Origin of the sequence: Rossellomorea sp. RS05 (assembly GCF_039822645.1) — a bacterium.
GTDB lineage: Bacteria > Bacillota > Bacilli > Bacillales > Bacillaceae_B > Rossellomorea > Rossellomorea marisflavi_B.
Map to the genome: position 1 here is coordinate 230,452 of NZ_JBDKWY010000006.1, position 24,069 is coordinate 254,520.

The 24,069-nt window shown below is 51.5% G+C and carries 18 protein-coding genes; 13 read left to right on the forward strand and 5 right to left on the reverse strand.

Annotation, left to right across the window (positions count from 1 at the left end):
• Positions 1-22: 22 nt before the first annotated feature.
• Positions 23-1,381, reverse strand: a complete 1,359-nt coding sequence (locus ABJ225_RS16090) for a sigma-54 interaction domain-containing protein (protein WP_347321073.1) — start codon at positions 1,379-1,381, stop codon at positions 23-25.
• A 72-nt stretch (positions 1,382-1,453) separates the two neighbouring features.
• Positions 1,454-1,624 (reverse strand): hypothetical protein, encoded by a 171-nt coding sequence (locus ABJ225_RS16095; protein WP_179125662.1) that lies wholly within the window; start codon positions 1,622-1,624, stop codon positions 1,454-1,456.
• A 221-nt stretch (positions 1,625-1,845) separates the two neighbouring features.
• Between ABJ225_RS16095 and ABJ225_RS16100 the strand changes: the two genes are divergently transcribed.
• The 5 genes from ABJ225_RS16100 to nadR all read left to right on the forward strand — a co-directional run bounded on the left by ABJ225_RS16100 (position 1,846) and on the right by nadR (position 5,763).
• Complete coding sequence (locus ABJ225_RS16100) at positions 1,846-2,493, forward strand: SDR family oxidoreductase (RefSeq protein WP_309515893.1); 648 nt, start codon at positions 1,846-1,848, stop codon at positions 2,491-2,493.
• A 207-nt stretch (positions 2,494-2,700) separates the two neighbouring features.
• Complete coding sequence (locus tag ABJ225_RS16105) at positions 2,701-3,477, forward strand: NUDIX domain-containing protein (RefSeq protein WP_347321074.1); 777 nt, start codon at positions 2,701-2,703, stop codon at positions 3,475-3,477.
• Between the two features lie 18 nt (positions 3,478-3,495).
• Positions 3,496-4,047, forward strand: a complete 552-nt coding sequence (locus ABJ225_RS16110) for a cysteine hydrolase family protein (protein WP_347321075.1) — start codon at positions 3,496-3,498, stop codon at positions 4,045-4,047.
• Positions 4,044-4,739, forward strand: a complete 696-nt coding sequence (gene pnuC, locus ABJ225_RS16115; protein WP_079514452.1) for a nicotinamide riboside transporter PnuC — start codon at positions 4,044-4,046, stop codon at positions 4,737-4,739. The genes ABJ225_RS16110 and pnuC overlap by 4 nt, the downstream gene beginning before the upstream one ends.
• Before the next feature lies 1 nt (position 4,740).
• Positions 4,741-5,763, forward strand: a complete 1,023-nt coding sequence (nadR, locus tag ABJ225_RS16120) for a multifunctional transcriptional regulator/nicotinamide-nucleotide adenylyltransferase/ribosylnicotinamide kinase NadR (RefSeq protein WP_218247576.1) — start codon at positions 4,741-4,743, stop codon at positions 5,761-5,763.
• Positions 5,764-5,800: 37 nt separating this feature from the next.
• Here nadR and ABJ225_RS16125 read toward each other — a convergent pair whose 3' ends face one another.
• The 3 genes from ABJ225_RS16125 to ABJ225_RS16135 all read right to left on the reverse strand — a co-directional run bounded on the left by ABJ225_RS16125 (position 5,801) and on the right by ABJ225_RS16135 (position 10,740).
• On the reverse strand, positions 5,801-7,381 hold the full coding sequence (locus tag ABJ225_RS16125; RefSeq protein ID WP_347321076.1) for an FMN-binding glutamate synthase family protein: 1,581 nt from the start codon (positions 7,379-7,381) through the stop codon (positions 5,801-5,803).
• A gap of 62 nt (positions 7,382-7,443) precedes the next feature.
• The gene (locus ABJ225_RS16130; protein ID WP_048012449.1) at positions 7,444-9,165 is read right to left on the reverse strand and encodes a pyruvate oxidase; all 1,722 of its coding nucleotides are present in this window, start codon (positions 9,163-9,165) and stop codon (positions 7,444-7,446) included.
• A 363-nt stretch (positions 9,166-9,528) separates the two neighbouring features.
• Positions 9,529-10,740: an SGNH/GDSL hydrolase family protein gene (locus ABJ225_RS16135; RefSeq protein WP_347321077.1), complete on the reverse strand. Its 1,212-nt coding sequence runs from the start codon at positions 10,738-10,740 to the stop codon at positions 9,529-9,531.
• A gap of 266 nt (positions 10,741-11,006) precedes the next feature.
• Here ABJ225_RS16135 and manA point away from each other — a divergent pair, with 266 nt between their 5' ends.
• The 8 genes from manA (at position 11,007) to ABJ225_RS16175 (ending at position 24,068) form a co-directional block, all read left to right on the forward strand.
• On the forward strand, positions 11,007-11,954 hold the full coding sequence (manA, locus tag ABJ225_RS16140) for a mannose-6-phosphate isomerase, class I (RefSeq protein ID WP_347321078.1): 948 nt from the start codon (positions 11,007-11,009) through the stop codon (positions 11,952-11,954).
• Between the two features lie 683 nt (positions 11,955-12,637).
• The gene (locus ABJ225_RS16145) at positions 12,638-14,563 is read left to right on the forward strand and encodes a BglG family transcription antiterminator (RefSeq protein ID WP_347321079.1); all 1,926 of its coding nucleotides are present in this window, start codon (positions 12,638-12,640) and stop codon (positions 14,561-14,563) included.
• 370 nt (positions 14,564-14,933) lie between these two features.
• Positions 14,934-16,889, forward strand: a complete 1,956-nt coding sequence (locus ABJ225_RS16150) for a PTS fructose transporter subunit IIABC (RefSeq protein ID WP_290031951.1) — start codon at positions 14,934-14,936, stop codon at positions 16,887-16,889.
• Between the two features lie 293 nt (positions 16,890-17,182).
• Entirely contained in the window at positions 17,183-18,583 is a 1,401-nt protein-coding gene (locus tag ABJ225_RS16155; RefSeq protein ID WP_347321080.1) for a glycoside hydrolase family 1 protein, read from the forward strand.
• On the forward strand, positions 18,561-19,454 hold the full coding sequence (locus ABJ225_RS16160) for an ROK family protein (RefSeq protein ID WP_290031953.1): 894 nt from the start codon (positions 18,561-18,563) through the stop codon (positions 19,452-19,454). The genes ABJ225_RS16155 and ABJ225_RS16160 overlap by 23 nt, the downstream gene beginning before the upstream one ends.
• Positions 19,447-20,070 carry a YesL family protein gene (locus tag ABJ225_RS16165; protein WP_056538790.1) on the forward strand — a complete coding sequence of 208 codons (624 nt, stop codon included), beginning with the start codon at positions 19,447-19,449 and terminating at the stop codon, positions 20,068-20,070. Before ABJ225_RS16160 ends, ABJ225_RS16165 begins: the two co-directional genes overlap by 8 nt.
• A complete protein-coding gene (locus tag ABJ225_RS16170) occupies positions 20,067-22,742 on the forward strand; it encodes an alpha-mannosidase (protein WP_347321081.1) in 2,676 nt (891 codons plus the stop codon). Before ABJ225_RS16165 ends, ABJ225_RS16170 begins: the two co-directional genes overlap by 4 nt.
• 12 nt (positions 22,743-22,754) lie before the next feature.
• On the forward strand, positions 22,755-24,068 hold the full coding sequence (locus ABJ225_RS16175) for a glycoside hydrolase family 125 protein (RefSeq protein ID WP_290031955.1): 1,314 nt from the start codon (positions 22,755-22,757) through the stop codon (positions 24,066-24,068).
• Position 24,069: the final 1 nt, after the last annotated feature.

Sequence of the window (24,069 nt, forward strand, 5' to 3'; positions counted from 1 at the left end):
CTGTCTGTTTATGCGCGAACAGTCAAGTAATATTCAGTTTTGATAATTTGTTATAAAGGGAAGCAAGGGAAATACCAAGCTGTTTGGCGGCGGCTTTCTTTCCGATGACAGAGGTACCGGTTTTGTTTAAAGCGCTTACAATCGCTTCTCTCTCTGTGTCTCTTAAAATGTCTTCCAGTAGTCGGTGGCTGTCGATTTGACGGTGACCTGCTGTTGGGCGAATGGTATCTGGAAGGTGATCCACCGATATGGTGCTTCCTTCACACATACTGATGGCGTAGTGGACGGCATTCTTCAGTTCCCGTATATTCCCTGGCCATTCATACTGGTGAAGCGTGCTCATCGCTTGTGGGTCAATCTGGATATCGCTGTCACCTTGCTCTTTCAGGAGAGATGTCAGGATGGCAGGAATATCGTCCTTGCGCTTCCTGAGTGGTGGGATGGTCAGTTGGATGGTATTCATCCGATAGAACAAGTCTTCCCTGAACTTTTTGTTCGCGACCATACTGGGCAGGTCTTTATTTGTTGCGGCAATGATTCGAACATCGACCTTTTGTTCTTCAAGGCCACCGATCTTACGGAACGTACCTTCTTGAAGCACCCGAAGCAGTTTAGATTGAAGGTCAACCGGCATATCGCCAATCTCATCTAAGAACAGCGTTCCCCCATGGGCAAGTTCGAACAGGCCGATTTTTCCATCTTCCTTTGAAGAGGTGAAGGCCCCTTTTTCGTATCCGAACAGTTCACTTTCCAAAAGCGTACTTGGGATGGCTGCGCAGTTCACTGGGACGAAGGGGGACGAGGATCGACTACTGGTATGATGGATGGATTGGGCCACAAGTTCTTTTCCCGTCCCGGATTCGCCTGTCAGTAGGATGCTCAGGTTCGTGGCTGCGGCTTTCTTTGCCCGTTCGATCATGTGGAGAAGGTCTGTGTTTTGTCCGACGATGTGCGAGAACGTGTAGGTGGACTGATGAATCCTTCCGAACGCCTGCTTCAACTGTTGTACCCTTTTCCGGCTTCGCTTTAATTCCTCAGAAAGCTGATAGACTTCCGGAATGCTCTTGCACACGGATACCGCCCCGACGACCTCATCATCCTTGATGATTGGAGCCATGTCCACTACATATTCCAAGGATTTTTCTTTGCGAAAGACACCTTCCCTGGCTTGTCCATCTTTTAAAACCTGAGGGAGCTTGGCGCTGGGACGTACCTGTATCAATGGTTTCCCGATGATTTGTTCTCGTCTGACTCCTGTTATCTGTGTATATTCTTCATTGATCAATTGAACGGTTCCATTCCGGTCAATGACTAATATCCCGTCATGGATGGCTTCTATAACGCCTTCTAGCCAGTCCACCATCTGATTCTGAGAAAGCATGGTATCCCCCATTTATTTTCTGATAATTTAAATTATATGGCATGTAAGGGGATTATACCACCGATCATCCGTTTATTTCAGCTTGGTTGTGTCTCGCACTTTAATGGAAACCACTTCCCCGCATCCGGCGCAGATCGTGAAGATCTTCTCCGTTCCCACGCTCATCCTTTTATGAAGAGGGCGAAGATTAATGAAATCCGTTGCCTTTATGAATTCGGTGCCGTTGCATTCTTTGCATATCATGAACATCTCCTCCTTATACCAATCATACGGTAACAGGAAGTATTTGGTTTCGTTTTGAGAGAAAGTGGAATCGTTCCTTTTACCTGTTTTTAGTAGGTTATTAATTTTCAATGTCTTTACAGAGATAGAGGGACGGAGAGAGTCGTGACGTTTGATGGAGAAATAAAAGGGAATAGATAGGATATGAACATATTCAGTTAATTACATTATGGAGGGATATCATGAACGTCTTAGTAATCGGAGCAAACGGACAAGTAGGAACCCAGGTGATCGAACAGCTGAAGGAGTCGGATCATCAATCCGTTGCCCTAGTGAGGAAAGAAGAGCAGATCAAAGATCTCGAATCAGCAGGTGCTGATAAAGTCGTATTGGGGGATCTTGAAGAAGATTTCTCCCATGCGTTCGATAATGTGGATGCCGTTGTCTTCGCAGCCGGATCAGGCGGAAGCACGGGAGCTGACAAAACAATGCTCATTGACCTATGGGGTGCCGTCAAAGCAGTGAACTACGCGGAGAAACATGACGTCAAACACTTCGTCTTGCTGAGCGCAACCGACAGCCTTGACCCGGATTCAGAGAGCGACAAGATGAAACCATACGCCGTTGCCAAGCATATGGCAGATGACTACCTGCAAAAATCGTCACTTGCCTACACGACCGTCCATCCCGGACCACTCAAAAACGATGATCCAACAGGGAAGGTCGATGTGAAGGCAGAGCTGACCGGTGATCCTGGAAGCTATGAGATTCCGCGTGGAGACGTGGCGCGTGTCCTTGTAGGAGCGATCGGGAAAGAAAATTTGAAGAAGAAATCCGTGTTCATTAAGAGCGGCGATCATTCTGTAGAGGATGCGTTGAGCGGGATTTAATTGGATATAGGTTTGATGAAAGCAGGGGATGAATTCCTCTGCTTTTTTTGTTTGAGTTGGATATCTCCACCCTCTCACTAGGATACAAAAAATGTAGCAAATAGAGTACAAGACTGCGAGCCACACCAAAAAAACTCTTGCCAAATCCTCCCTCCACAGCGTACACTATTATTAATTAACAAATTGCAAATTAAAAAGGAGCCTGTCATGAATCACACTACATCCTCACGCACCAACCAGCCAGCTTTCATCACTCCGGATGGATACACGAGCGACATCGCGGTGTTCACCATCGACCTCCACTACCCGGAGGAACATAAACCGCCGGCTCCGACGCTGAAGATCCTGCTCATCAAAAGGGCTGAGGTCAATCTTGAAGGGGAACCGAATATAGAAGCGGGGAAATGGGCGCTGCCGGGTGGTTTCGTCAGGCCAGAGGAGACGGCGGCCGAAGCGGCGATCCGAGAACTGAAGGAGGAGGCCGGGGTCGATCGCATCCATCTGAAGCATTTTGCCGTGTACGATGTGCCGGGTCGTGATCCACGCGGGTGGATCCTCTCGAATGCATTCTTTGCGATTGTAAAAGCCGGGTACCTGGCTGGCCGGAGGGCCTCAGAAGATGCAGCGGAAGTGGAGCTGTTCACGTGGGAGGAAGCGCTAGAGTTGGATCTTGCGTTTGATCACCGTGACATGTTGAATGATGCCTTCCGGATGATCCAGGGGGAGATGTTACAGACGACGGTGGCGAAAGAGTTTTTGCCTGAAGCATTCACGCTATCAGAGCTTAGGAGTCTTCTTCTTCTCATGACGGATGACCCGGGGATTGCCAATGTGTCTGCCTTCAATCGGGATGCCCCGAAATACCCGTTCCTTGAGCCCGTGACGGACAGGGAAGGGAATGTGAAGACCACGACGCGGACAGCGAAGCGGGCGACGCGGTTGTTCCGCTTCAGGGGAGAGGCACCTGCACCATCAATCTATTAATCTTTAGGGGGAAGAACAATGAAGAGAGCATTGATCGTGATCGATTATACGGTGGATTTTGTAGCGGATGAAGGTAAGCTTACGTGCGGGGAGCCGGGGCAGGTGATCCAAGGGAAGATTGCCGGGCTCATGAGGGAGTTTGCTGAAGTGGGTGACTATGTGGTCGTGGCAAATGATATCCACTTCGAAGGGGATGAGTTCCATCCGGAAGCCAGACTGTTCCCGCCTCATAATATCGCGGGGACGGAAGGACGGGAGCTATACGGAGCCGTCCGTACGGCGTATGACGATGTGAAAGCATCAGGTGCTTCGGTCCTTGAATTTGTTAAAACAAGATACAGTGCCTTCGCCGGAACGGAGCTCGATCTGCGCCTGCGGGAGCGCGGCATCTGGGAGATCCACCTTGTTGGTGTATGTACGGACATCTGCGTCCTCCATACAGCGGTCGATGGCTACAACCTCGGGTACAGCATGGTCGTGCACCGGGAAGCCGTTGCTAGCTTTAATCAGGCGGGGCACGAATGGGCGCTTGAGCATTTCAAACATACTCTGGGGGCTGATGTGAGATGAGTGTCTTCAAGGACTGGACGCTGTTTGAGAAGTGCTGGCTGGCGGTCTTTACGGTCATCAATCTGTATCTTTTCGTTGCCCTCGATGACACCTTTCTCGGGCTGATTGTGTCCCTGACGGGGATGATGTGTGTGGTGCTGGTGGCAAAGGGGAAGATCGCCAATTACTATTTCGGGATCATCCAGACCGGGCTGTATGCGTACATCGCTTACGGCTACGGGTTGTACGGGGAGGTCATGCTGAACGGCCTGTTCTATTTTCCCCTCCAGTTTGTGGGGATCTATTTGTGGAGCCGACATACTGTGAAAAGTGATGCACGTGGGGAGGATGTGGTGGTCCATTCCCTAAGTAAGCGTGGCTGGGTGTGGACGATTGCGGGATTCGTCGTTGGTTTCATCGCCTATGCCCTGATTCTCCAAGAAATCGGCGGGCGGAATGTGTGGGTCGATTCTGCCACCACGGTGCTGTCGGTCATCGCCCAGCTCCTCATGCTGAAGCGGTTCACGGAGCAGTGGCTCGTATGGATCATGGTGAATGTCCTCTCCATCGTCCTTTGGCTCACGACCCTGATGACCCAGGGAGGTAATGACTTTGCCATGCTGGTGATGTGGAGTGCGTTCCTTGTGAACAGCGTCTACGGGTACATCAACTGGAGACGAATTGGAAGCCAACAGGGAATGGAGGCAGCATGATATGAAGAAAATCGGATTTTACGGCGGGAAGTTCCTGCCGCTTCACCAGGGACATGTGTATGCCCTGATTCAGGCGTCCACCATGGTGGAGGAGCTGTATGTCGTGTTGTCACATTCGGAAAAGCGGGACCGGGAGATCTGCGCCCGAACGGATTTCCCCTATGTTCCGGCGGCGGTCCGACTGCGCTGGCTCCATCAGCTTACGAAGGATATGCCTTACGTTCATGTTGTATCGATTGAAGACGATGCGGGAGATGAGGATTATGACTGGAGAGAGGGAGCAGACTTGATCAAAGAGGCAATTGGCAAGCCCATTGATGCGGTCTTTTCGTCGGAACGGGGGTACACCGATATCTTCGGGGAGTGCTACCCCGGTGCCGAGCACATCATCTTGGATGAAGAACGGGTAGCTGCCCCGATTTCTGCCACCAGGATCAGGACTGACGGGGTGTACCATCACTGGGATATGATCCCGTCTGTGGCAAAATCGTATTACGTGAAAAAAGTCGTAGTGGTCGGTACCGAGAGCTGCGGGAAATCGACGCTCGTGCGGAATCTGGCTTCGGTTTTCAATACCAATTATGTGGCGGAATACGGCCGGACGCGCTGTGAGGAGATTGGTGGATATGACGGGGTGCTCCTTGATGAGGATTACCCCATGATCGCTTATGAGCAGCAGCGTCAGGTAGAGAAGGCCTCTGCCTTCAGCAATCGCGTCCTGTTCGTGGATACGGAAGCGACGGTGACCCAATTTTATTCTGAGCTGTATAATGGGAAGCTTCAGGAGGTACTGGATTCCATCGCAAAAGCCCAGGAATATGATCTGTATCTGCTCCTTGAGCCTGACGTCGAGTGGGTGGATGACGGCTGGCGGATGCACGGGGAAGAAACAGTCCGGAGGCAGAATCACGAGAGGCTACAGGAGCTGCTGGAAAAGAACGGCATTACGTTCACCACGCTCTCGGGGTCGTACCGGGAGAAGTGGGAGAAAGCGTTCCGGCTTGTGAATGGAATGTTGAAATAGAACAAAAGCCCGGTGGCATCACCGGGCTTTGCTATGCTTACAGGGCTTTCTGAGGGACATCGGGTGACAGGGGCATCAGGCGGCCGTCCCGGTCCTTGTATACGATGTGGTCCCGGGTGAATTTTGCCGGGGAATCGATACCGGCCGCTGCTGCGAGATTGAAGAGCCCTTCCCTGAGAGAAAGGATGTAGTTGCAGACGCGGAAGGACTTCTCTTCGACCACGAGTGATTCCTGAAGCTTATCGTCGGTGGTGGCAACCCCGACGGGACAGTTGTTCGTGTGGCATACCTGAGCCTGGATGCAGCCGACGGAGAACATGAGTCCCCTGGCGATATTGACGAAGTCGGCTCCAAGGGCGAGGGCATACGCAATCTTGTCGGGTGTAAGGAGCTTCCCTGATGCAAAGATCTTCACCTTGTCCCGGACACCGTGCCTGACAAGGGTATCATGGACGAAGGGGAGAGCCGATTTGATGGGCACCCCCGTGGCATCGGCAAGCTCTTGGTAGGAAGCACCAGTACCGCCTTCACCACCATCGACGGTGATGAAATCGGGGTGTCGGCCCGTTTTGGCCATGAAGGAAGCGAGCTCCTCGATATCCCCGGTGTTCCCGACGACGAGCTTGATGCCGACGGGTTTTCCACCGACTTCACGAAGTTGTTCGATGAAGTCGAGCATGCCTTCAGGGGATTTGAACTCACGGAATCTGTTCGGGCTGTCGATGGACTCCCACGCCTCCACGTTACGGATCGAGGCAATCTCAGGTGTGACCTTCTTACCGTCAAGATGGCCGCCACGGGTCTTGGCTCCTTGGGCAAGTTTCAATTCGAACGCTTTGATTTCTTTCAGATCGCTCTTCTTTTTGAATTCTTCCCAGGAGAAATCCCCGTCTTTCTTCCTCACACCGAATAGCCCGGGTCCTATCTGGCAGATGATGTCGACGCCGCCTTTTAAATGGTGCTTCGATAACCCTCCTTCCCCGGTGTTCATCCATGTTCCACCGGCAAGTCCGAGTCCCGTCGACAGGGCGGTGATGGCGTTGCCCCCGAGGGAGCCGTAGCTCATGGCCGACTGTCCGACGAGCCCTTTGACGCGGAAGGGATGGCGGCATGTGTACTCGCCGATGATGGGAGCGTCTTCATCTTTCAGGAGGAACGGATCGGCCAACGTTTCTTCACGATGTTCCTTGCGGTTGAAGAGGTTGTCCTTATCAATCTTGTATACTTTCGTCGGCACCTTTTTTTCATTGTCCACGTTCAGCTCATCTCGCTGGATGGGGAAGAGGGTATTCCGGATGAAGTAGCCCTCCCCGTCGAAATCGCGCTCCGAACCGAAGCCGAGCATGCGGGTGTTATACTTGCCGGATTTCACCGTGCTTGTGTAGTCATTCCGGGAGAAGGGTTTCCCTTCAGAATCATTATTGAAGAAATATTGCCTGAGCTCGGGTCCCATCTTCTCGAGGATATATCGCATCTTGCCGAGAACGGGATAGTGACGCAAAATCGCATGTTCCTCCTGGCGTTCATCGACCCGCCATATGTAAAAAAGAAAGGCGGAGGGAACTAGGATGACCAGGGCAAGGAGGATGAGCAGGATCCAGAGTAAGATCGTTTCCATGAGGTAGCCCCCTTTAGTGATTGAATGGAAAAAAGCCGGGCGGATGCCCGGCCAAATCATGGTCAGAACAGGCGCTTCAAAGCTTTCTTGAGAGGCGGCATTTCGACGCTGTGATCTTTGTAGAATTTCTTCATCATATGTTTCGTATAGCCTTGGGCCTGTTCCCAGGTGATTTTGCCTGGAAGGGGAGGTTCAAGGTCGATTTCAACATCGATGATGACAGGTTTATTCGATGCTTTCGCCATATCGAAGGCAGGTCCGAGGTCTTCGTATGTCTTCACGTGATAGCCTTCCCCTCCGCATGACTTGGCGAATTGGGCAAAATCGATCTCCTGAAGCTCTGTGGCGTATTCAAGATGACCGGCTGCTTCCTGTTCATACTTGATCATGCCGATGCGGCTGTTGTTGAGCACCACCACGATGATCGGAAGCTTATATTTAACGGCGGTCACGAAGTCCTGCATGTTCATCGCGAAACCACCGTCTCCGCAGACGGCGATGGCCTGTCGGTCCGGATAGGCGAGCGAGCTTGCAATGGCACCCGGCAGTCCGCAACCCATCGTGGCCAGCCAGCTGGAAATGATGAAGTCCTGATTGGTGATGTTGAAGTAGCGGGCCATCCACACGGTTACGTTTCCGACATCAACAGAAAGGACGGCATCCTCGTCTGCAATCCGCTCGATGTGAGGGATGACCTGGGGTGCTTTGAGTGGTGTGGACGTTTCTTCCGTGTCTTTCCCGATATGGGTCCACCAGTTCTGCATATTCTTCTGGCACTCTTCCAGGAAGGAGCGATCGTCCCTGCGCTGGAGGTGCTTATTCCATTCCTCCAGTACGAGGGCCGTATCCCCTACGATGCCGGCGGAGACGGGGTACCGCTTACCGATCTGGGCGGGATCCACATCGACCTGGATCGCTTCGGCATCATCCGGTAGATAATCCCGGTACGGGAAGGAGGTTCCGATCATGATCATGAGGTCTGTTTCTTCCATTGCTTCATATGCAGGCTTCGTCCCAATCTGACCAAGCTGTCCGAGGTTCAGAGGATGCCGGTCCGGCAGCACGCCTTTAGCGGGAAGGGTGAAGATGATCGGGGCCCCGATCGTATCGGCGAATGCCTCGAGCTCTTTCTTTGCCGCTTTCGTTCCGGTTCCTGCCAGGATGACAGGGCGCTTGGCATTTTCGATGAAGTTGAGACCGGTGATGAGATCCTCCTTTTGAGGGATGTGTCTTGAGAATGATGTCAGACTCGATGTGAAAGAAGTTGCATTCTTGATTTTGTCCCTCGGGATGTCGTCCGGGATGACGAGGACGGCGACCCCATTTCGCGCATAGGCTGTGCGGATGGCCTGGTTCAGCATGTCAGGGAAAGCTTCCGCCGAGGCTACGGTCTCTGAATAGACCGAAACGTCGTCGAACATGCGTGCCAGATGAACCTCCTGGAATGAATCCCGGCCGAGTTCCGTTGTCGCCACCTGACCTGCGAGGACCAGCACCGGTGCTCCGTCGGCCTTTGCGTCATACAGTCCGTTCAACAGATGGATCGCGCCAGGTCCTCCGATCGTCATGCAGACACCGATCTTCCCGGTCAGCTTTGCATAGGACGAGGCTGCCAATGCCGCCACTTCCTCATGACGGATCTGGATGAACTCAATGTCGTCTTTCTTTCCGCGAAGTACATCAACAAAGTTATTGATCGAATCACCGGGCATCCCGAAGATATGCTGAACGTCCCAGTTTTGAAGGACGTCTGCAGCGGCATGTCCTGCCAGCGTTTTTGCCATAAGTATTCCCTCCTGGTGTATATGTCTCTCATTCTCTACCACTATTTCTTTCCAACTAAACTACGGGAGTAGAAATGATTGCATAATGGAGGAGGATTTTTCTAAACTGGATTAAACGGATTATATACAAGGGGGAACAGGAATGCTCAACACAATCAGGCAATGGTTCAAGCCATCCCGCTGCGCAGTATGCGGCCGGAAGCCCGTGCAGTTCCAGCGTTACAAGAATGACCGTGGGGAGCCGGTGCTCGTGTGCAGGAAGTGTACTGAATATGCGGAGAGAAGGGCGTTTGTTAGGAGATGACGAAAGAAGCGGCCCCATTAGGCGGGACCGCTTCTTTGTCATTTGCTCTGCCTATCACTTCAATGCTCAAACATCTTCAGTTTTACCGTCTCGGCCATTTGTCGGTACCCCGCTTCATTTGGATGCAGTCCGTCCCCTGAATTGTATTTCGGCTGGAGTCTGGATGGATCATCTGCATTCCGAAGTACTTTATCAAAGTCGATCACCCCGTCGAAGGCGCCGCTGTTCCGTATCCATGCGTTGACCTTGCGGCGCGTCCGGTCGCCTTCCGCGGTATATTTTCCTGAGTCATTGTATGGGGAGATCGTGACCCCGTAGATTTCGACGCCGTTCTTATGGGCCTCCTTGATCATGGCCTTCATTTCATCGATGATGGTCACGGCATCTGTCTCCGGATGATGGCGGATGTCATTTATGCCCTGATGAACGATGACGCCTTTCACGCCGGTTTGTTCAAACACATCCCTCTTCAGTCGATCGGGGGCTTTTTCCCCTTTTTCCTCCGGGCTGTCGAGGAGCTGATTCGCAGAGATTCCTGCGTTCAGGACCGTCCATTTTCCATCGGCCTTATCATTGATCCGCTCAGACAGATAGTCCGTCCACCGGTGATTGGAGTCGATCTTTGAATCATTTCCATTATCAATTGAGCTGCCGAGGACGACGATGGACCCTTTGACTTTCTTATCTGTCCGCACTTCGACCCCATCAAGCCAGTACCATCCTTTTTCAATGGATTTGTAGCCGTCTTTTCCTGCCTTGCCAGTGGCGTCTCCATCAGCGGAATAGGTTGTCTGCATCGACCTCGGGTGCCAGGTGGCAGGTCCTGATTCCCCTTTGAAATAAAGGCTCACCGTCAGAGCTTCATCTTCAGAGATCTTGATGGGGATCGGATCACTAGAGGTCCGTTCGCCGGCCGGGATGCGCACATCCTTTTTACCGTCGAAGGAGACGGATACAGGTTCTCCCTTTGTTTCCGCTCCTTTTTTCGTTATGCCGATGCTCACTTTGTCGACATTCAGCTCTTCATCTGAAAACACGTTTGACAGCCGGATGCGGACCTGATCTCCGTCCACATGGGGTTTGACCACCATGCGCACGGTCTGATCCTTGAACCCTTCATGGGATTCACCGTCCTTGAAGGGCTCCTGCATCGCCGTCATCCAGGCGCCCATCCAGTGCTTTTCCTTCACCTTCTCTTCTTTTCCTTCAGTCATGAAAAGAAAGCCCGCCAACGCTACCGCGGCAAGTGCTATGTACAAAAAGATCCTCACCTTTTTTCACCTCATTTAAGACTGACAGTATTCCTTACCCGAACTCTCTATATAGTAATGCCAATGCAAGCGGAATTTTATGATTGGGCTATATGGCTCCAAGATAGGGGAGAGGGGCGGAACAGTCAATGAACAATTCCTGGCATCCGCCTTCTGGCATGGCAATGGAATAAAAAAGATTGAAACCCTTCTCACAATGTAAGAAAATAGTGGGGAAGCGAAAAAGGAATGGCTCTGTTCATTCTTACATACATAGGAGGACCATCATGAATCAACCATTATTCTTAACACCCGTGTTCCAGGAACGAATTTGGGGAGGGACGGCCCTCAGGGATCAATTCGGTTATGACATTCCTTCTGACAAGACTGGCGAATGCTGGGCCATTTCAGGACACCCGAACGGACAAAGTACCGTCAGAAGCGGAGAATTTGCAGGGAAAACCGTCGGTGAACTTTGGGAGCAGCACCCTGAATTATTTGGGAATTACGATTCACCTGTATTCCCGTTATTGACGAAAATCCTCGATGCCAACGCCGATCTGTCTGTCCAGGTGCATCCTGACGACAGCTACGCAAACATCAATGAAAATGGAGAGCTCGGAAAGACTGAATGCTGGTACATCATCGACTGTGATGAAGGAGCAGACATGATCTTCGGTCACAACGCCCTTTCCAAAGAAGAATTCACAAGCATGATCGAAAAAGGGGAGTGGAGCGATCTACTCCGCCGCGTGAAGATCAAACCGGGCGACTTCTTCTATGTACCAAGCGGCACAATCCATGCCCTCTGCACGGGTACACTCGTCCTTGAAACGCAGCAGAGCTCCGATACGACGTATCGCGTATACGACTACGACCGTACCGATGCAGAAGGCAACACCCGTGAGCTGCACATCGACAAATCCATCGACGTGACCACGATCCCACATACGGCAGAAGCCGTGGAGCCGAAGGTCGACAGCCGCGACGGTGTGACGATCACCACCTTCGTTGAAGCGGAATACTTCACCGTACACAAATGGGAAGTGAACGGTCACGCATCCTTTGTACAGGACAAGCCGTTCCAGCTCGCCAGCGTACTGAGCGGAGCGGGGACACTGCGCGTGCAGGGCGAAGACCACGTGTTGGAAAAGGGTATGCATCTCATCATCCCTGCCGAAGTGGAGACGTTTGAAGTGGAAGGTCAGGTTGAATTGATTGTTTCTCATGTGTAATGGATAGAGGGGGAGCGCAGGACCTTTGGGTTTTGCGCTTCTTTTTTGTTTGCTGGCTGGTGGGGCGGATTCGGGTTCGCAAATAATAGGCGGGTTTCGTATGGAAACCGGGTTGAGCGCAAGTATTGAGATTCAATCATATGGTAACAACTTTGTTCGCAAAATAAGAAAACGGTCCGAAATCCGATTCGCAAATAAATTTTTTAGTTCCGCAAATAATTTTTTGATTTTCGCAATTATTTCTTGAGAATTCGCAAGTATGGGCTCTCGCTGGACCTACCAGACAGTGCCAGAATCCTTAAAACAGGGAAAAGTGGCTGCAAGAACTGTCGAATGATGTCATAGAGGCCGGATGGAGTATTTTCGTCCTAGAGTATCGCTGATATCTGGACCCTATTTGCAAATAAGCGAACCATTCCGCTAGGTCTTGATAAAAGAAGCAAATAAGAGATCTGCCAACACGCCCAGGCCTTCTCCATTCCCACATCCCCAACAAACGGACGGAGCATCTCATACAACCACCCCTCCGATCTTCCACCACCAAATCTAAACAACTGTTTAACCCCACCACCCGGGACAGTACTCAATCCACTCCCTCCATTCAAACGTTTGTTTACATTTCCGTAAGCAAAAAGTATCATAAATAGATAAAACTCCCTGTCAAAACAGAGAAGGTGACGAGCATGAATGAAAGACAGCAGGAGATCTTGCGGATGCTGGTGAGCCGGCATCATGAATATGTCTTGATCAAAGAATTCAGTGAGGAGCTGCACTGTTCTGAAAAAACGGTGCGGAACGACCTCAAGGTGATACAGGAATCCATGGCAGCCTATCCGACGGCGGAGTTGATCCGGAAGCCGGGTCAGGGAATCTGTCTGGAAATCGACGGACGCGACCGTGCGGAGCTATACCGCGAACTGCAAACGAGGGGAAGCGGTCATGTGGATGAGGAGGATCGGATCGTCCAGATTGCGTACTTTCTTCTCATGAATACAGACCCTGTCGTCGTGCAGAACCTGGTAGATCGGTATTATGTAAGCAAGTCGGTGATCAGGAAGGACCTCGAACGGATTGGGGACTGGTTGAAACGGTTTGATCTGGAGCTTCTGTCAAAGCAGAAGGTGGGGCTCACGATCGAAGGGACCGAGCTGAACCGTCGTCTGGCTTTGACGCGGCTTTCACAGCTCGTGGATGATGGGGCGGATTCCTTCATCAGCGCCCAATTTACCCAGCATGAGATCACCATCGTGCGGCGGAGGCTTGAAGAACTGCAGGAGAGGTTCGATCTTCATCTGACCGATGAAACCTTCGAACGGATCGTCGTTCATACCCTCCTCATGATCAAGAGGACGAAGCTGCAGCAGACGATCTCCCTTTCGGAAAAAGAAAAAACGATGATCATGGAAAAGAAAGAATACGAATGGACGGTGGCATTCCTCGAAGGGATCGAACCGTATTTTTCCGTTCGCTTTCCCGAAGCGGAGCAGGCATACCTGGCCCTGCATTTCCTTGGCGGAAAGTTTCGCTATCAGGATGACGAAGCGATCCGCGAGCTTACCGGTCACGACAATCGACTCGGGGAAGTGACAGACCTTCTTCTCGGGAAGCTGTCCGAGATGCACGGAGTGGATTTCTACAGTGACCCGGAACTCTTCAACGGTCTGACCGTGCACTTGAATTCCACGTTGAATCGCCTGACATACGGGCTTCCCGTCACGAATGTGATGCTCGGAGACATCAAGCGGATGTATCCGTTCATGTTCGACCGGATCATGCTTGTACTTGAAGAACTGGAAGGCATCGAGGTGCCGGAAGAGGAAGCGGCCTATATCACCCTTCACTTCCAGGCGTCCCTCGAACGTCTTCAGCAGCCCATAACGGATGTGAAAAGAGTCGTCATCGTCTGTCATATGGGAATGGGGATGTCCCAGCTCCTTCGTACAAAAATCGAGCGGAAATTCGCGTCTGTCCTCGTGCTGGCAAGCATCGGGAAAGGGGAGCTGCAGTCCTTCCTTGAGACAAGCGAGACGGATCTCATCATCTCCACAATCAGCCTTCCCGACATGGGCGTCCCGGCGATCGTCGTCTCCCCGCTCCTAGGGAAACAAGATGAAGAAAGGTTGAAAGAGCGATTGAAGTATCTCGAGGACCCGGTGCAAAGGGGACAGAAGGAGTCAATCATCCTGAAGTTCGCCAACCCGTTCCTCGTCTTTCCTCAACAGGAGGGCTTCACTCGCTATGAGTTGATCCGGAAGCTTGCAGGGACCCTCGTGGACAAAGGGTTCGTCGATCATGCCTACATAGAAAATGCCATGATCCGCGAACGGATGTCGGCCACCACCATCGGAGCAGGCATCGCCATCCCCCATGGTCATCCCGACCTCATCCACCAGTCGGCCATCCCCATCGCCACCCTGCGAGAACCGATCGAATGGGGCGAGGAGAAGGTCTCCCTCGTCTTCCTCCTCGCCGTCAAAAGCACCGACCCGGCCGAATCCCGCCAGCTCTTCCAGGAAATCTCTCACCTCACCGAGAACCCGGAACGGATCGAGCAGCTCCTTTCCGACCGTGACGCCATGACATTCCTGACCCATCTCGGGGCCGTATGAAACGGCCTCTTTTTTATGTTTTCTTAAGGGGGAGTAAGCCCTAAGCTCGTGGGAAAAGGGTCATAGGTCTGAGTACAAGATATTAAATGGACCAATCGGTAGGAACATCTCCTACTATTACCCACAAGTGTCTTGCAGCGGAGGTCGACCGACTCCAGCAGGAAAAGCGGCTCACCGCCCGCCCCGCAGGAAAGCGGTCGACCGAAGCGGAAAGACACGTCCCATCTATGGATTAGTGACCTAGAATCATAACCCCGCGAAAAACAATATATCCACTTTTACCACAATCTCCGGTAACAACTTGACCTTTTTCGACAGGATTCTAGGTGTATAGTAAATGTAAGCGATTTCGATAAAGGAGACAGACACTATGAAAATACTAGCTATCACCTCATGTCCAAATGGAATTGCCCATACATACATGGCCGCCGAGAACCTCGAAAAAGCAGCCAAAGAAATGGGCGTCGAAATAAAAGTCGAGACACAGGGCTCCATCGGTGTCGAGAACGAACTGACCGATAAAGACATTCAAGAAGCAGCAGGCATCATCATCGCCGCTGATAAAACCGTCAACAAAGACCGCTTCAACGGCAAGCAGCTCCTCGTCACGGGCGTACAGGACGGGATCCGCAAGCCGAAGGAACTCATCCAAAAGGTGATTGACGGAAATGCTCCGATCCATCAATCAAGCGGACAGACCGAGAAGAAGTCCGATAAGAAAGAAAACCCGATTTATCGTCACCTTATGAACGGCGTATCGTACATGGTTCCGTTCATCGTCATCGGCGGTCTGCTCATCGCCGTGGCCCTCACACTCGGAGGCCAGAAAACGCCGGGCGGACTGGTCATTCCGGATGATTCATTCTGGAAGCATATCGAAGCCATCGGTTCTGCGTCCTTCACGTTCATGGTGCCGATCCTCGCCGGGTTCATCGCCTACAGCATCGCCGACAGGCCGGGTCTTGCACCAGGTGTCGTCGGAGGATTCATCGCCGCCAACGGAAGTTTTTATGGAAGTGAAGCAGGAGCCGGATTCATCGGTGGGATCATCGCCGGTTTCCTTGCAGGGTATGCCGCTCTCTTGATCAAGAAGATCAAAGTACCAAAAGCCATCATGCCGATCATGCCGATCATCATCATCCCGGTACTCGCCTCCCTCATCGTCGGTCTTGCCTTCGTTTATCTGATCGGGGCGCCGGTTGCGAATATCTTTGAAGTCCTGACAGACTGGCTCGCCGGTATGCAGGGAACGAGCTCCATTCTTCTTGCATTGATCCTTGGAGCCATGGTGTCATTCGATATGGGTGGGCCGGTCAACAAGGTCGCCTTCCTCTTCGGATCTGCCATGATCGGAGAAGGAAACTATGAGATCATGGGCCCTATTGCCGCAGCGATCTGTATCCCTCCGATCTCCATGGGACTCGCAACATTCATCGGCCGCAAGAAATTCCATGCCGCTGAGAAAGAAACAGGGAAAGCATCGTTCACGATGGGGCTCTTCGGAATCACCGAAGGAGCAATCCCATTCGCTGCACAAGATCCACTCCGCGTCATCCCGAGCATCATGATCGGATCCATGACCGGTTCCGTCATCGCCATGCTCGGTCACGTAGGAGACCGCGTGGCACACGGTGGTCCGATCGTTGCCGTACTTGGTGCCGTGGATAATGTATTCATGTTCTTCGTCGCCGTCATCGTCGGCTCGTTCGTCGCAGCCATCGTCGTGAATCTATTGAAAAAAGACATTGTGGAAGAAGCCCTTACTCCTGAAGGTGTCTCAGTAAGCGTACCTGTAGAGGAGAAAGGTGAAGAACCTGCCGTACACAAAACTGCGCCTGAGGCAACACAGGCTGCAGCACCGGTTGAAATCAACCGCCTGACCGATATCACGAACTTCGACCTGATCGAGATCGACCTCGCCGGGGAGACCCGTGATGACGTCATCGACGAAATGATCACCAAGCTTCATGCCAATGGAAGCATCGCTTCAACAGCAGACTTCAAGGAAGCCATCATTGCCCGTGAAGAAGAAAGCTCCACCGGGATCGGCATGAACATCGCCATTCCGCATGGTAAGTCCGATTCGGTCCAAAAACCAAGCGTCGTATTCGGCATCAAACGGGACGGAGTAGACTGGAAGAGCCTGGACGGATCCGATGCCAAGCTTATCTTCATGATCGCCGTACCGAAGCAAAGCGCCGGCAACGAACATTTAAAGATCCTTCAGCTCCTATCACGCCAGCTCATGGACGACGACTTCCGCAACCAGCTCCTCTCCGTCCAAACAAAAGAACAAGCCTACACACTGTTGGAAAAAATAGAATAGAGTGAAGCAAGGGGACGGTTCCGATGCGTCAAAAATGACGCACAGGTGCCGTCCCCTATGTGTCTCCAAGAACATGACGTTCTAGAAATATGTGTAGTAATCAAAGTGAACCTTCCGCTTATGGCGGAAGGTTTTTTTTCTTGGGTGCCACCTATTCGCTCTCATAAACTGTCCATATTAAAGTTTTTCTGCCTTTATTAAAGGACTTCCAGCCAGGCAGTTCCATGGTTGATTTTTTGTCTATATGATAGGGATAAGAGAAAATGTAAGCGATTTCTAAGGGGGTGGGGATTATGGAATTCCCGAAAGGTTTTATGTGGGGGGCAGCCTCGTCGGCACCTCAGATGGAAGGAGCTTCAAGCCGGGGTAGGAAGTCTCCGAGTGTCTGGGATCACTGGTTCCAGGAAGAGCCTCACGTATTTTATCAACGGATCGGCCCAGAGGAAACAACGGGTTTTTATAGCAAGTATAAGAAGGACATTTTACTGATGAGAGAGCTCGGGTTCAATTCCTATCGCACATCGATTTCGTGGACGAGACTGCTGCCGGACGGTCACACGTTGAATGAGGAAGCAGTGGGATTTTACCGTGATGTGTTCGAAAGGATGCTTGCCACAGGCATCCGTCCTGTGGTGAATCTCTTTCATTTTGATATGCCGTATTGGCTGTATGAAAAAGGCGGTTGGGATATTCGAGAGTCCGCTGAGATGTTCGCTGTTTATGCAGAGAAAGCTTTTGCGTGCTTCGGTGATCTGGTCGAGGACTGGGTGACCTTCAATGAACCGATTGTCCCTGTAGAGATGGGCTATTTGAATGACAAGCATCTGCCCGGTGTGTTCGACCTCAAGAGAGCCTGTCAGGCTGGGTTCCATACGTTGCTTGCCCATGTCAAAGCGGTACAGGCTTTCCGGAAGAATGAGCACCGGGGAAGGATCGGCATCGTACTGAATCTGACACCGAGTTATCCAAAATCAGAGAATGTAGAGGATGTGAAGGCTGCTGAACTGGCAGACGCGCTATTCAACAAGAGTTTTCTTGACCCAGTCGTCAAGGGCGAATATCCGGATGTCCTATGTGAGTTCATCCGGAATGAAAGCATCCATGTCAACATGTACCCCAATGACCTGGCGCTGATCAAAGCCCATACTGTGGATTTCCTAGGGGTGAATTATTATCAGCCGAGACGGGTGAAGGCAGGGGATGAGAGCGCTGAGCATGTCTTAGATCGTTCTTTCCTTCCTTACGAGTGGCCTGATCGAAAGATGAACCCGCACCGTGGTTGGGAGATCTATGAAAAGGGGATCTATGACATCGCGATTCAGATCCGGGATGAATACGGAAATATTCCTTGGTTCATCGCTGAGAACGGTATGGGGGTCGAGGGGGAAGACCGTTTCAGGAACGAGGCGGGATTCATCCAGGATGAGTACAGGATCGAGTTTTTCGAAGAGCACCTGAAATGGCTCCATAAGGGGATACGTGAAGGCTCCAATTGCTATGGATTCCATGTATGGACCTATATTGATAACTGGTCATGGCTCAATGAATACAAAAACCGCTATGGGCTTGTCGAGTTCGATCTTGATAGTGGCGAACGCAGGAAAAAGAAGAGTGCTGACTGGTTCAGGAAACTGGCGGAATCGAATCGATTACCGGGAGAGGAGGCATGTGATGAACCATCTATTCGCCATTGATATTGGTGGGACGTTCACGAAATTCGCCTTGGTCACGAGTCAAGCTAACATTGTCCTGAAAGAGGAGGTTCCGACGCCTGTCAGTGTAGAGGAATTCAGCGTTCATGTGGATCAGGTTCTAGGAAGATGGCGGAGAAATTATCATATAGAGGGAATCGCCATCAGTTCTCCAGGCAGCGTAACAGATGCTGGTTTTGTCCTCGGGCATAGTGCGGTGAATTTCATCCATGTCGTGAATCTGCGTGCTTTATTCCGCGAACGATACGGGTTGCCGGTCACAATGGAGAACGACGCCAATTGTGCGACCCTTGCAGAGCAGTGGAGCGGGGCTGGTGCCGGTTGTGATACGTTTGCCTGCATCGTGTGTGGCACAGGGATCGGCGGAGGGATCGTCATCAACGGTCGCCTGCATAAGGGAGCGAACCTCCATGGTGGAGAATTCGGTTATTCCCTGATGGAAGGCTATGAAACGTGGAGTGAACGTGGATCATCATTTGCCCTGACGAAGCGTATGAAGGATGAGCCCCCGTATGGAGTCGCATGGACCGGCTCGCGTGTGTTCGAGGAGGCTGAAAAGGGTCATGTAGCAGCAGGGAACTCCCTTCAACAGTTTTTCCATACCATGGCTGTCGGGATATTCAATCTTCAATATATGCTTGATCCCGAGAAAATCCTGGTGGGTGGAGGCATCACAAGACAGCCGAGTTTCCTTCAGCGTTTGCAGACTGAGCTTGATCTTGTCATGAGGGCCAAGCCGATTGCAAAGGTGAAGCCGACTGTGGAGATCTGTACCCATTTGGACCAGGCTCAGCTCATAGGCGCAGCCTATGTGTGGAGAAAGGCATACGGAAAGGAGGATGTACATGTTTAATCGCTTGGGAAGTCTGTTCACAGAAGCGAGCCTCTGGATCTGGAAGACGATGCAGCTCAATGTGATCTGGTTCATGCATATCCTTCTTGGTGGAGTCGTTCTGGGCTTCTTTCCTGCCACAACGGCCATGTTCGCTACCACGAGAAGATGGCTGAAGGGTGGTCTTGAGGAGCCAATCTACGATGGCTATCATCGCTACTATAAGGAGCATTTCTGGAAGACGAATGCAATTGGATGGATTTATATGTCAATCGGTGTGTTCCTTGCCCTGGATCTATATCTCGTTACCCAGCTGAAAGGGATCTTCGTGTTGTTCAGCACGGCAATCATCCTCTTCCTCTCTATCCTATATGTGTTTTCATTTCTATATGTTTTCCCGTACTACGTTCATTTTGAGCAGTCGATCAAACATTATTTGATCCAGCCGTTCATCCTCACCCTGATCAGCTTCAAGCAGAATCTGGTCATCACAATCGGCCTCGCGATGGTCGGCTATCTCATCTATCAGATGCCTGGATTGATTCCATTTGCCTTGGGCGTCATGCCGGCCTACTGGATCATGAAAGTATCTATGAACCGCTATACCCAATTTGCATCGACAGGAGGAAAAGCATGATGAAGAAGACGGCCCATATCATCTCCCATTCTCACTGGGACAGGGAGTGGTATATGTCCTTGGAAGAACATAAATATTATCTCGTCAAACTGTTCGATGATCTTCTTGTGAAATTAAAGGAAGATCCTGATTTTCATAGTTTCCATCTTGATGGGCAGACCATCATGGTAGATGACTACCTCGGCGTCCGGCCGGAAAGGGAAGCTGAAGTGAAGGCGTATATCCGGGAGGGGCGGCTGATTGTCGGCCCGTGGTACATTCTTCAGGATGCCTTTCTTACCAGTTCCGAGGCAAATGTCCGCAATCTCCTTTATGGGATGAAGGATACGGCAGAGTGGGGGCAGGACGGGTATCTCGGATATTATCCAGACACATTCGGAGTCTACGGTCAGGCACCCCAGCTTCTGAAACAGGCCAGTATAGATACAGCTGCCTTTGGAAGAGGTGTGACCCCGACAGGCTTTAATAATCAGGTGCACCATGATGAGTTCTCATCCCCTTACTCCGAAATGGTTTGGGAAGCGCCCGATGGATCGCAGGTGCTCGGGATCCTGTTTGCCAACTGGTACTCGAATGGAAATGAAGTTCCTTCAGACCGTGAAGAGGCGAGGGCCTATTGGGAGAAGAAGCTCGCGGAATCGGAGCGGTTTGCCTCGACCTCCCAGCTTCTGTATATGAACGGATGCGATCATCAACCCCTGCAGGCAGACATTACGACGGCCATTGAAGTCGCCAACGAACTCATGCCGGATGTAACGTTTAAGCATTCGAGCTTCAAAGCATACATAGACGAAGTGAAAAACGAGCTGCCCGATGATCTGCAAACGATCCGTGGGGAGCTGAGGAATCAAAAGACCGATGGTTGGTCAACGCTTGTGAACACGGCTTCAGCGCGCATCTATTTGAAACAGGCGAACGACCGCTGCCAGCTGCTGCTGGAGAAAGTGCTTGAACCCCTCGGGGTTCTTGTGGGCGATCGGGATCTGCATCGGGATTTCTCCGAATACTACTGGAAGCTCCTCATGGAGAATCATCCACACGATAGCATCTGCGGGTGCAGTATCGATGAAGTCCACAGGGAGATGGTGACGCGATTCGAAAAGGTGGAGAAGGGAGCCCAGCGCTTTATCCATGAGCAGCTCCGCGACATGGCGTCAGGTCTTGATACCGGGCATGCCGATCCGTTGGCCGTCCCCCTTATCCTTTTCCATACGGAAGCATCATCCCGGGTGATCACCCAAAAGGTTATGGTGGATAAGATCTACTTCAGCGACAGGGATTTCCGTGAGATCCCTGGGTTATTAAAAGGTTGTGAGCTTCCGGTATATGCATTGGAGCGAGCTGATGGAACGTTGATCCCGGTTCAAGTAGAGGACCATGGCGTTTCCTTCGGATATGATCTGCCGCGTGATGGCTTCAGGCGTCCTTACTACGGCAGGGAGATCAGCATCACGTTCCCCATCGACTTCACGACGGCTCTCGGCTATGAAGTGGTACACCTCATTCCTTCAGATGAAAGAGTAGTGGAGAAAGGGATGTGGAACGAGGAGAAGCGTCAGCTTGAAAACGGCAACCTTCTGGTTACGATCCATGAGAATGGAAGCTATAGCCTCGTGGATAAACGTACAGGCTATGAGTATCCGAATCTCGGCGTCTATGAGGATAGCGGTGATATCGGAAACGAATACATGTTCAAGGAAACCGGCGATCGCCTCAGGTTTACGACGGAAGATGCCCTGTCTACTATCGATGTCGTCACGGATACCCCATACAAATCCATCGTTGAGATCCGCACAACCATGATCATCCCGAAAAGCGCACATGAACATCTCCAGAAAGAACGTGAAAACTTGGTATGGCACCCGGAGCGGACTTCAGCGCGATCAGAAGAGCTGAGGGAATTCCCGATCACGACGACCCTCACCCTCCTGAAAGGAGCAGAGGGGCTGAAGGTGGATGTGAAGATGGATAATCAGGTAAGGGATCACCGTACCCGCGCCCGTTTCCCGGTCGGCAAGGGAAATGACCATCATTATGCGGACAGCATCTTCGAAATCGTCAAGCGTCCCAATCAACCGGAAAGGCAGTGGGCGAATCCGACATTCGACCACCATATGCAACGATTCGCCAGTCTTGATGACGGGGTGAAGGGTCTCACGGTGGCAGGCATCGGTCTCCATGAATACGAGATCACAGGAGGAAACGTCATGGAGATCACCTTGCTTCGATCTGTCGGGGAACTGGGTGACTGGGGTGTGTTCGATACTCCGGAAGCACAGTGCATCGGGGAGCAATCGGCATCCTTCATGATCATTCCTCATGCAGGATCGGTTCTTGAATCCAACATGTATAACAGAGCGTACAGCTATCCGATCGATCCGACGGTGGTTCAGGTCGAGCGGAATGATGGGAACGGCTCAAGGGATGAAGCCCCCTTCAAGTGGACAGGAGACTCCCTAACGCTTACGGCCATCAAACCATTACTTAAGGGAACTGGGATCATTGTCCGTTGGTTCAATCCGACAGCAGAGGAACAGTTGTTAACCGTAGAGGGCAGCGTGCTCTACCGTTCTACCATACTTGAAGAAAAGAAGGAACAGATCGGTACAGGAAAAGCGACATGCAACGTTCGACCATATGAGATCATCACCATGATCATTGATGAAGAATAAGGAGTGGAGACGATGACAGAACAAGTGATACCAGCCTCATTTCAACACATATTGGAGAAGGTCAAGAAAGCTTACGAGCACGATCCGGAGGTATATGCGTTATTTGAAAAATGCTTCCTGAATACGTATCAGACCACATTGAAGAAGGACGAAGAGGGGACCTTTGTGATCACAGGCGATATTCCGGCCATGTGGCTCCGTGACTCATCTGCACAGGTCCGTCCCTACTTGATCCTGGCCAAAGAGGACAGGGAAATCGCCTCCATGCTGAAGGAAGTCATCCAGCGCCAATGGAAGTACATCCTCATGGACCCTTATGCCAATGCGTTCAACAGGACAGCGGACAACAAAGGGCATCAACAGGATCACACCGACATGACCCCATGGATCTGGGAGCGTAAGTACGAGGTGGATTCCCTCTGCTATCCGATTCAGCTCACTTATCTATACTGGAAGGCAACGGGGGACGAGACGGTCCTGAATGAGACGCTTAAGGAAGTCCTTGCTGTGATCCATGATCTATGGAGGGTGGAGCAGGACCATGAAGAAAACTCCCTTTACCGGTTCCAACGTGATGACTGCCGCGTATCCGATACGTTGTTGCGCGACGGAAGGGGCGGCTATTCCGTCCCGACAGGCATGACGTGGTCCGGATTCCGTCCGAGTGATGATGCCTGCCTATACGGGTATCTTGTGCCTGCCAATATGTTCGCAGCCGTTGTCCTCGACTATGCGAAGGAAATGCTCGTTACGATGGGAGAATCTGATCTGGGTGAGAAGATGGCGGCACTCGGTCGTGAAATACGCGATGGCATCGAAGCACATGCCGTAGTGGATCATCCGGAATTCGGGAAGATCTACTCGTTCGAAACAGATGGTTCAGGACGATATAACCTGATGGACGATGCGAACGTACCCAGCCTCATGGCAATTCCATATATGGGGTATGCAGACGCAGAAGATGAGACGTACGTGAATACGCGAAACTTCATCCTCAGCCGTCACAACCCTTACTATTACGAAGGCAAAAAGGCTTCCGGAATCGGCAGCCCGCATACCCCGGATCACTACATTTGGCATATCGGCCTGGCGGTTCAGGGGATGACGGCCATCTCCAGGAAAGAGCGGGACGCAATCGTGAATATGTTCAAGAACACCCATGGGGGAACAGGTTTCATGCATGAAGGCTTTGATGCCGATCGTCCGGAAGAGTTCACACGCGACTGGTTTGCATGGGCGAACTCGATGTTCAGTGAATTCATCCTGAGTGAGCTGGGCATCCATGTTCCGGAAAGCCCTCTTGCCCAATCACATCACACTTCATAAC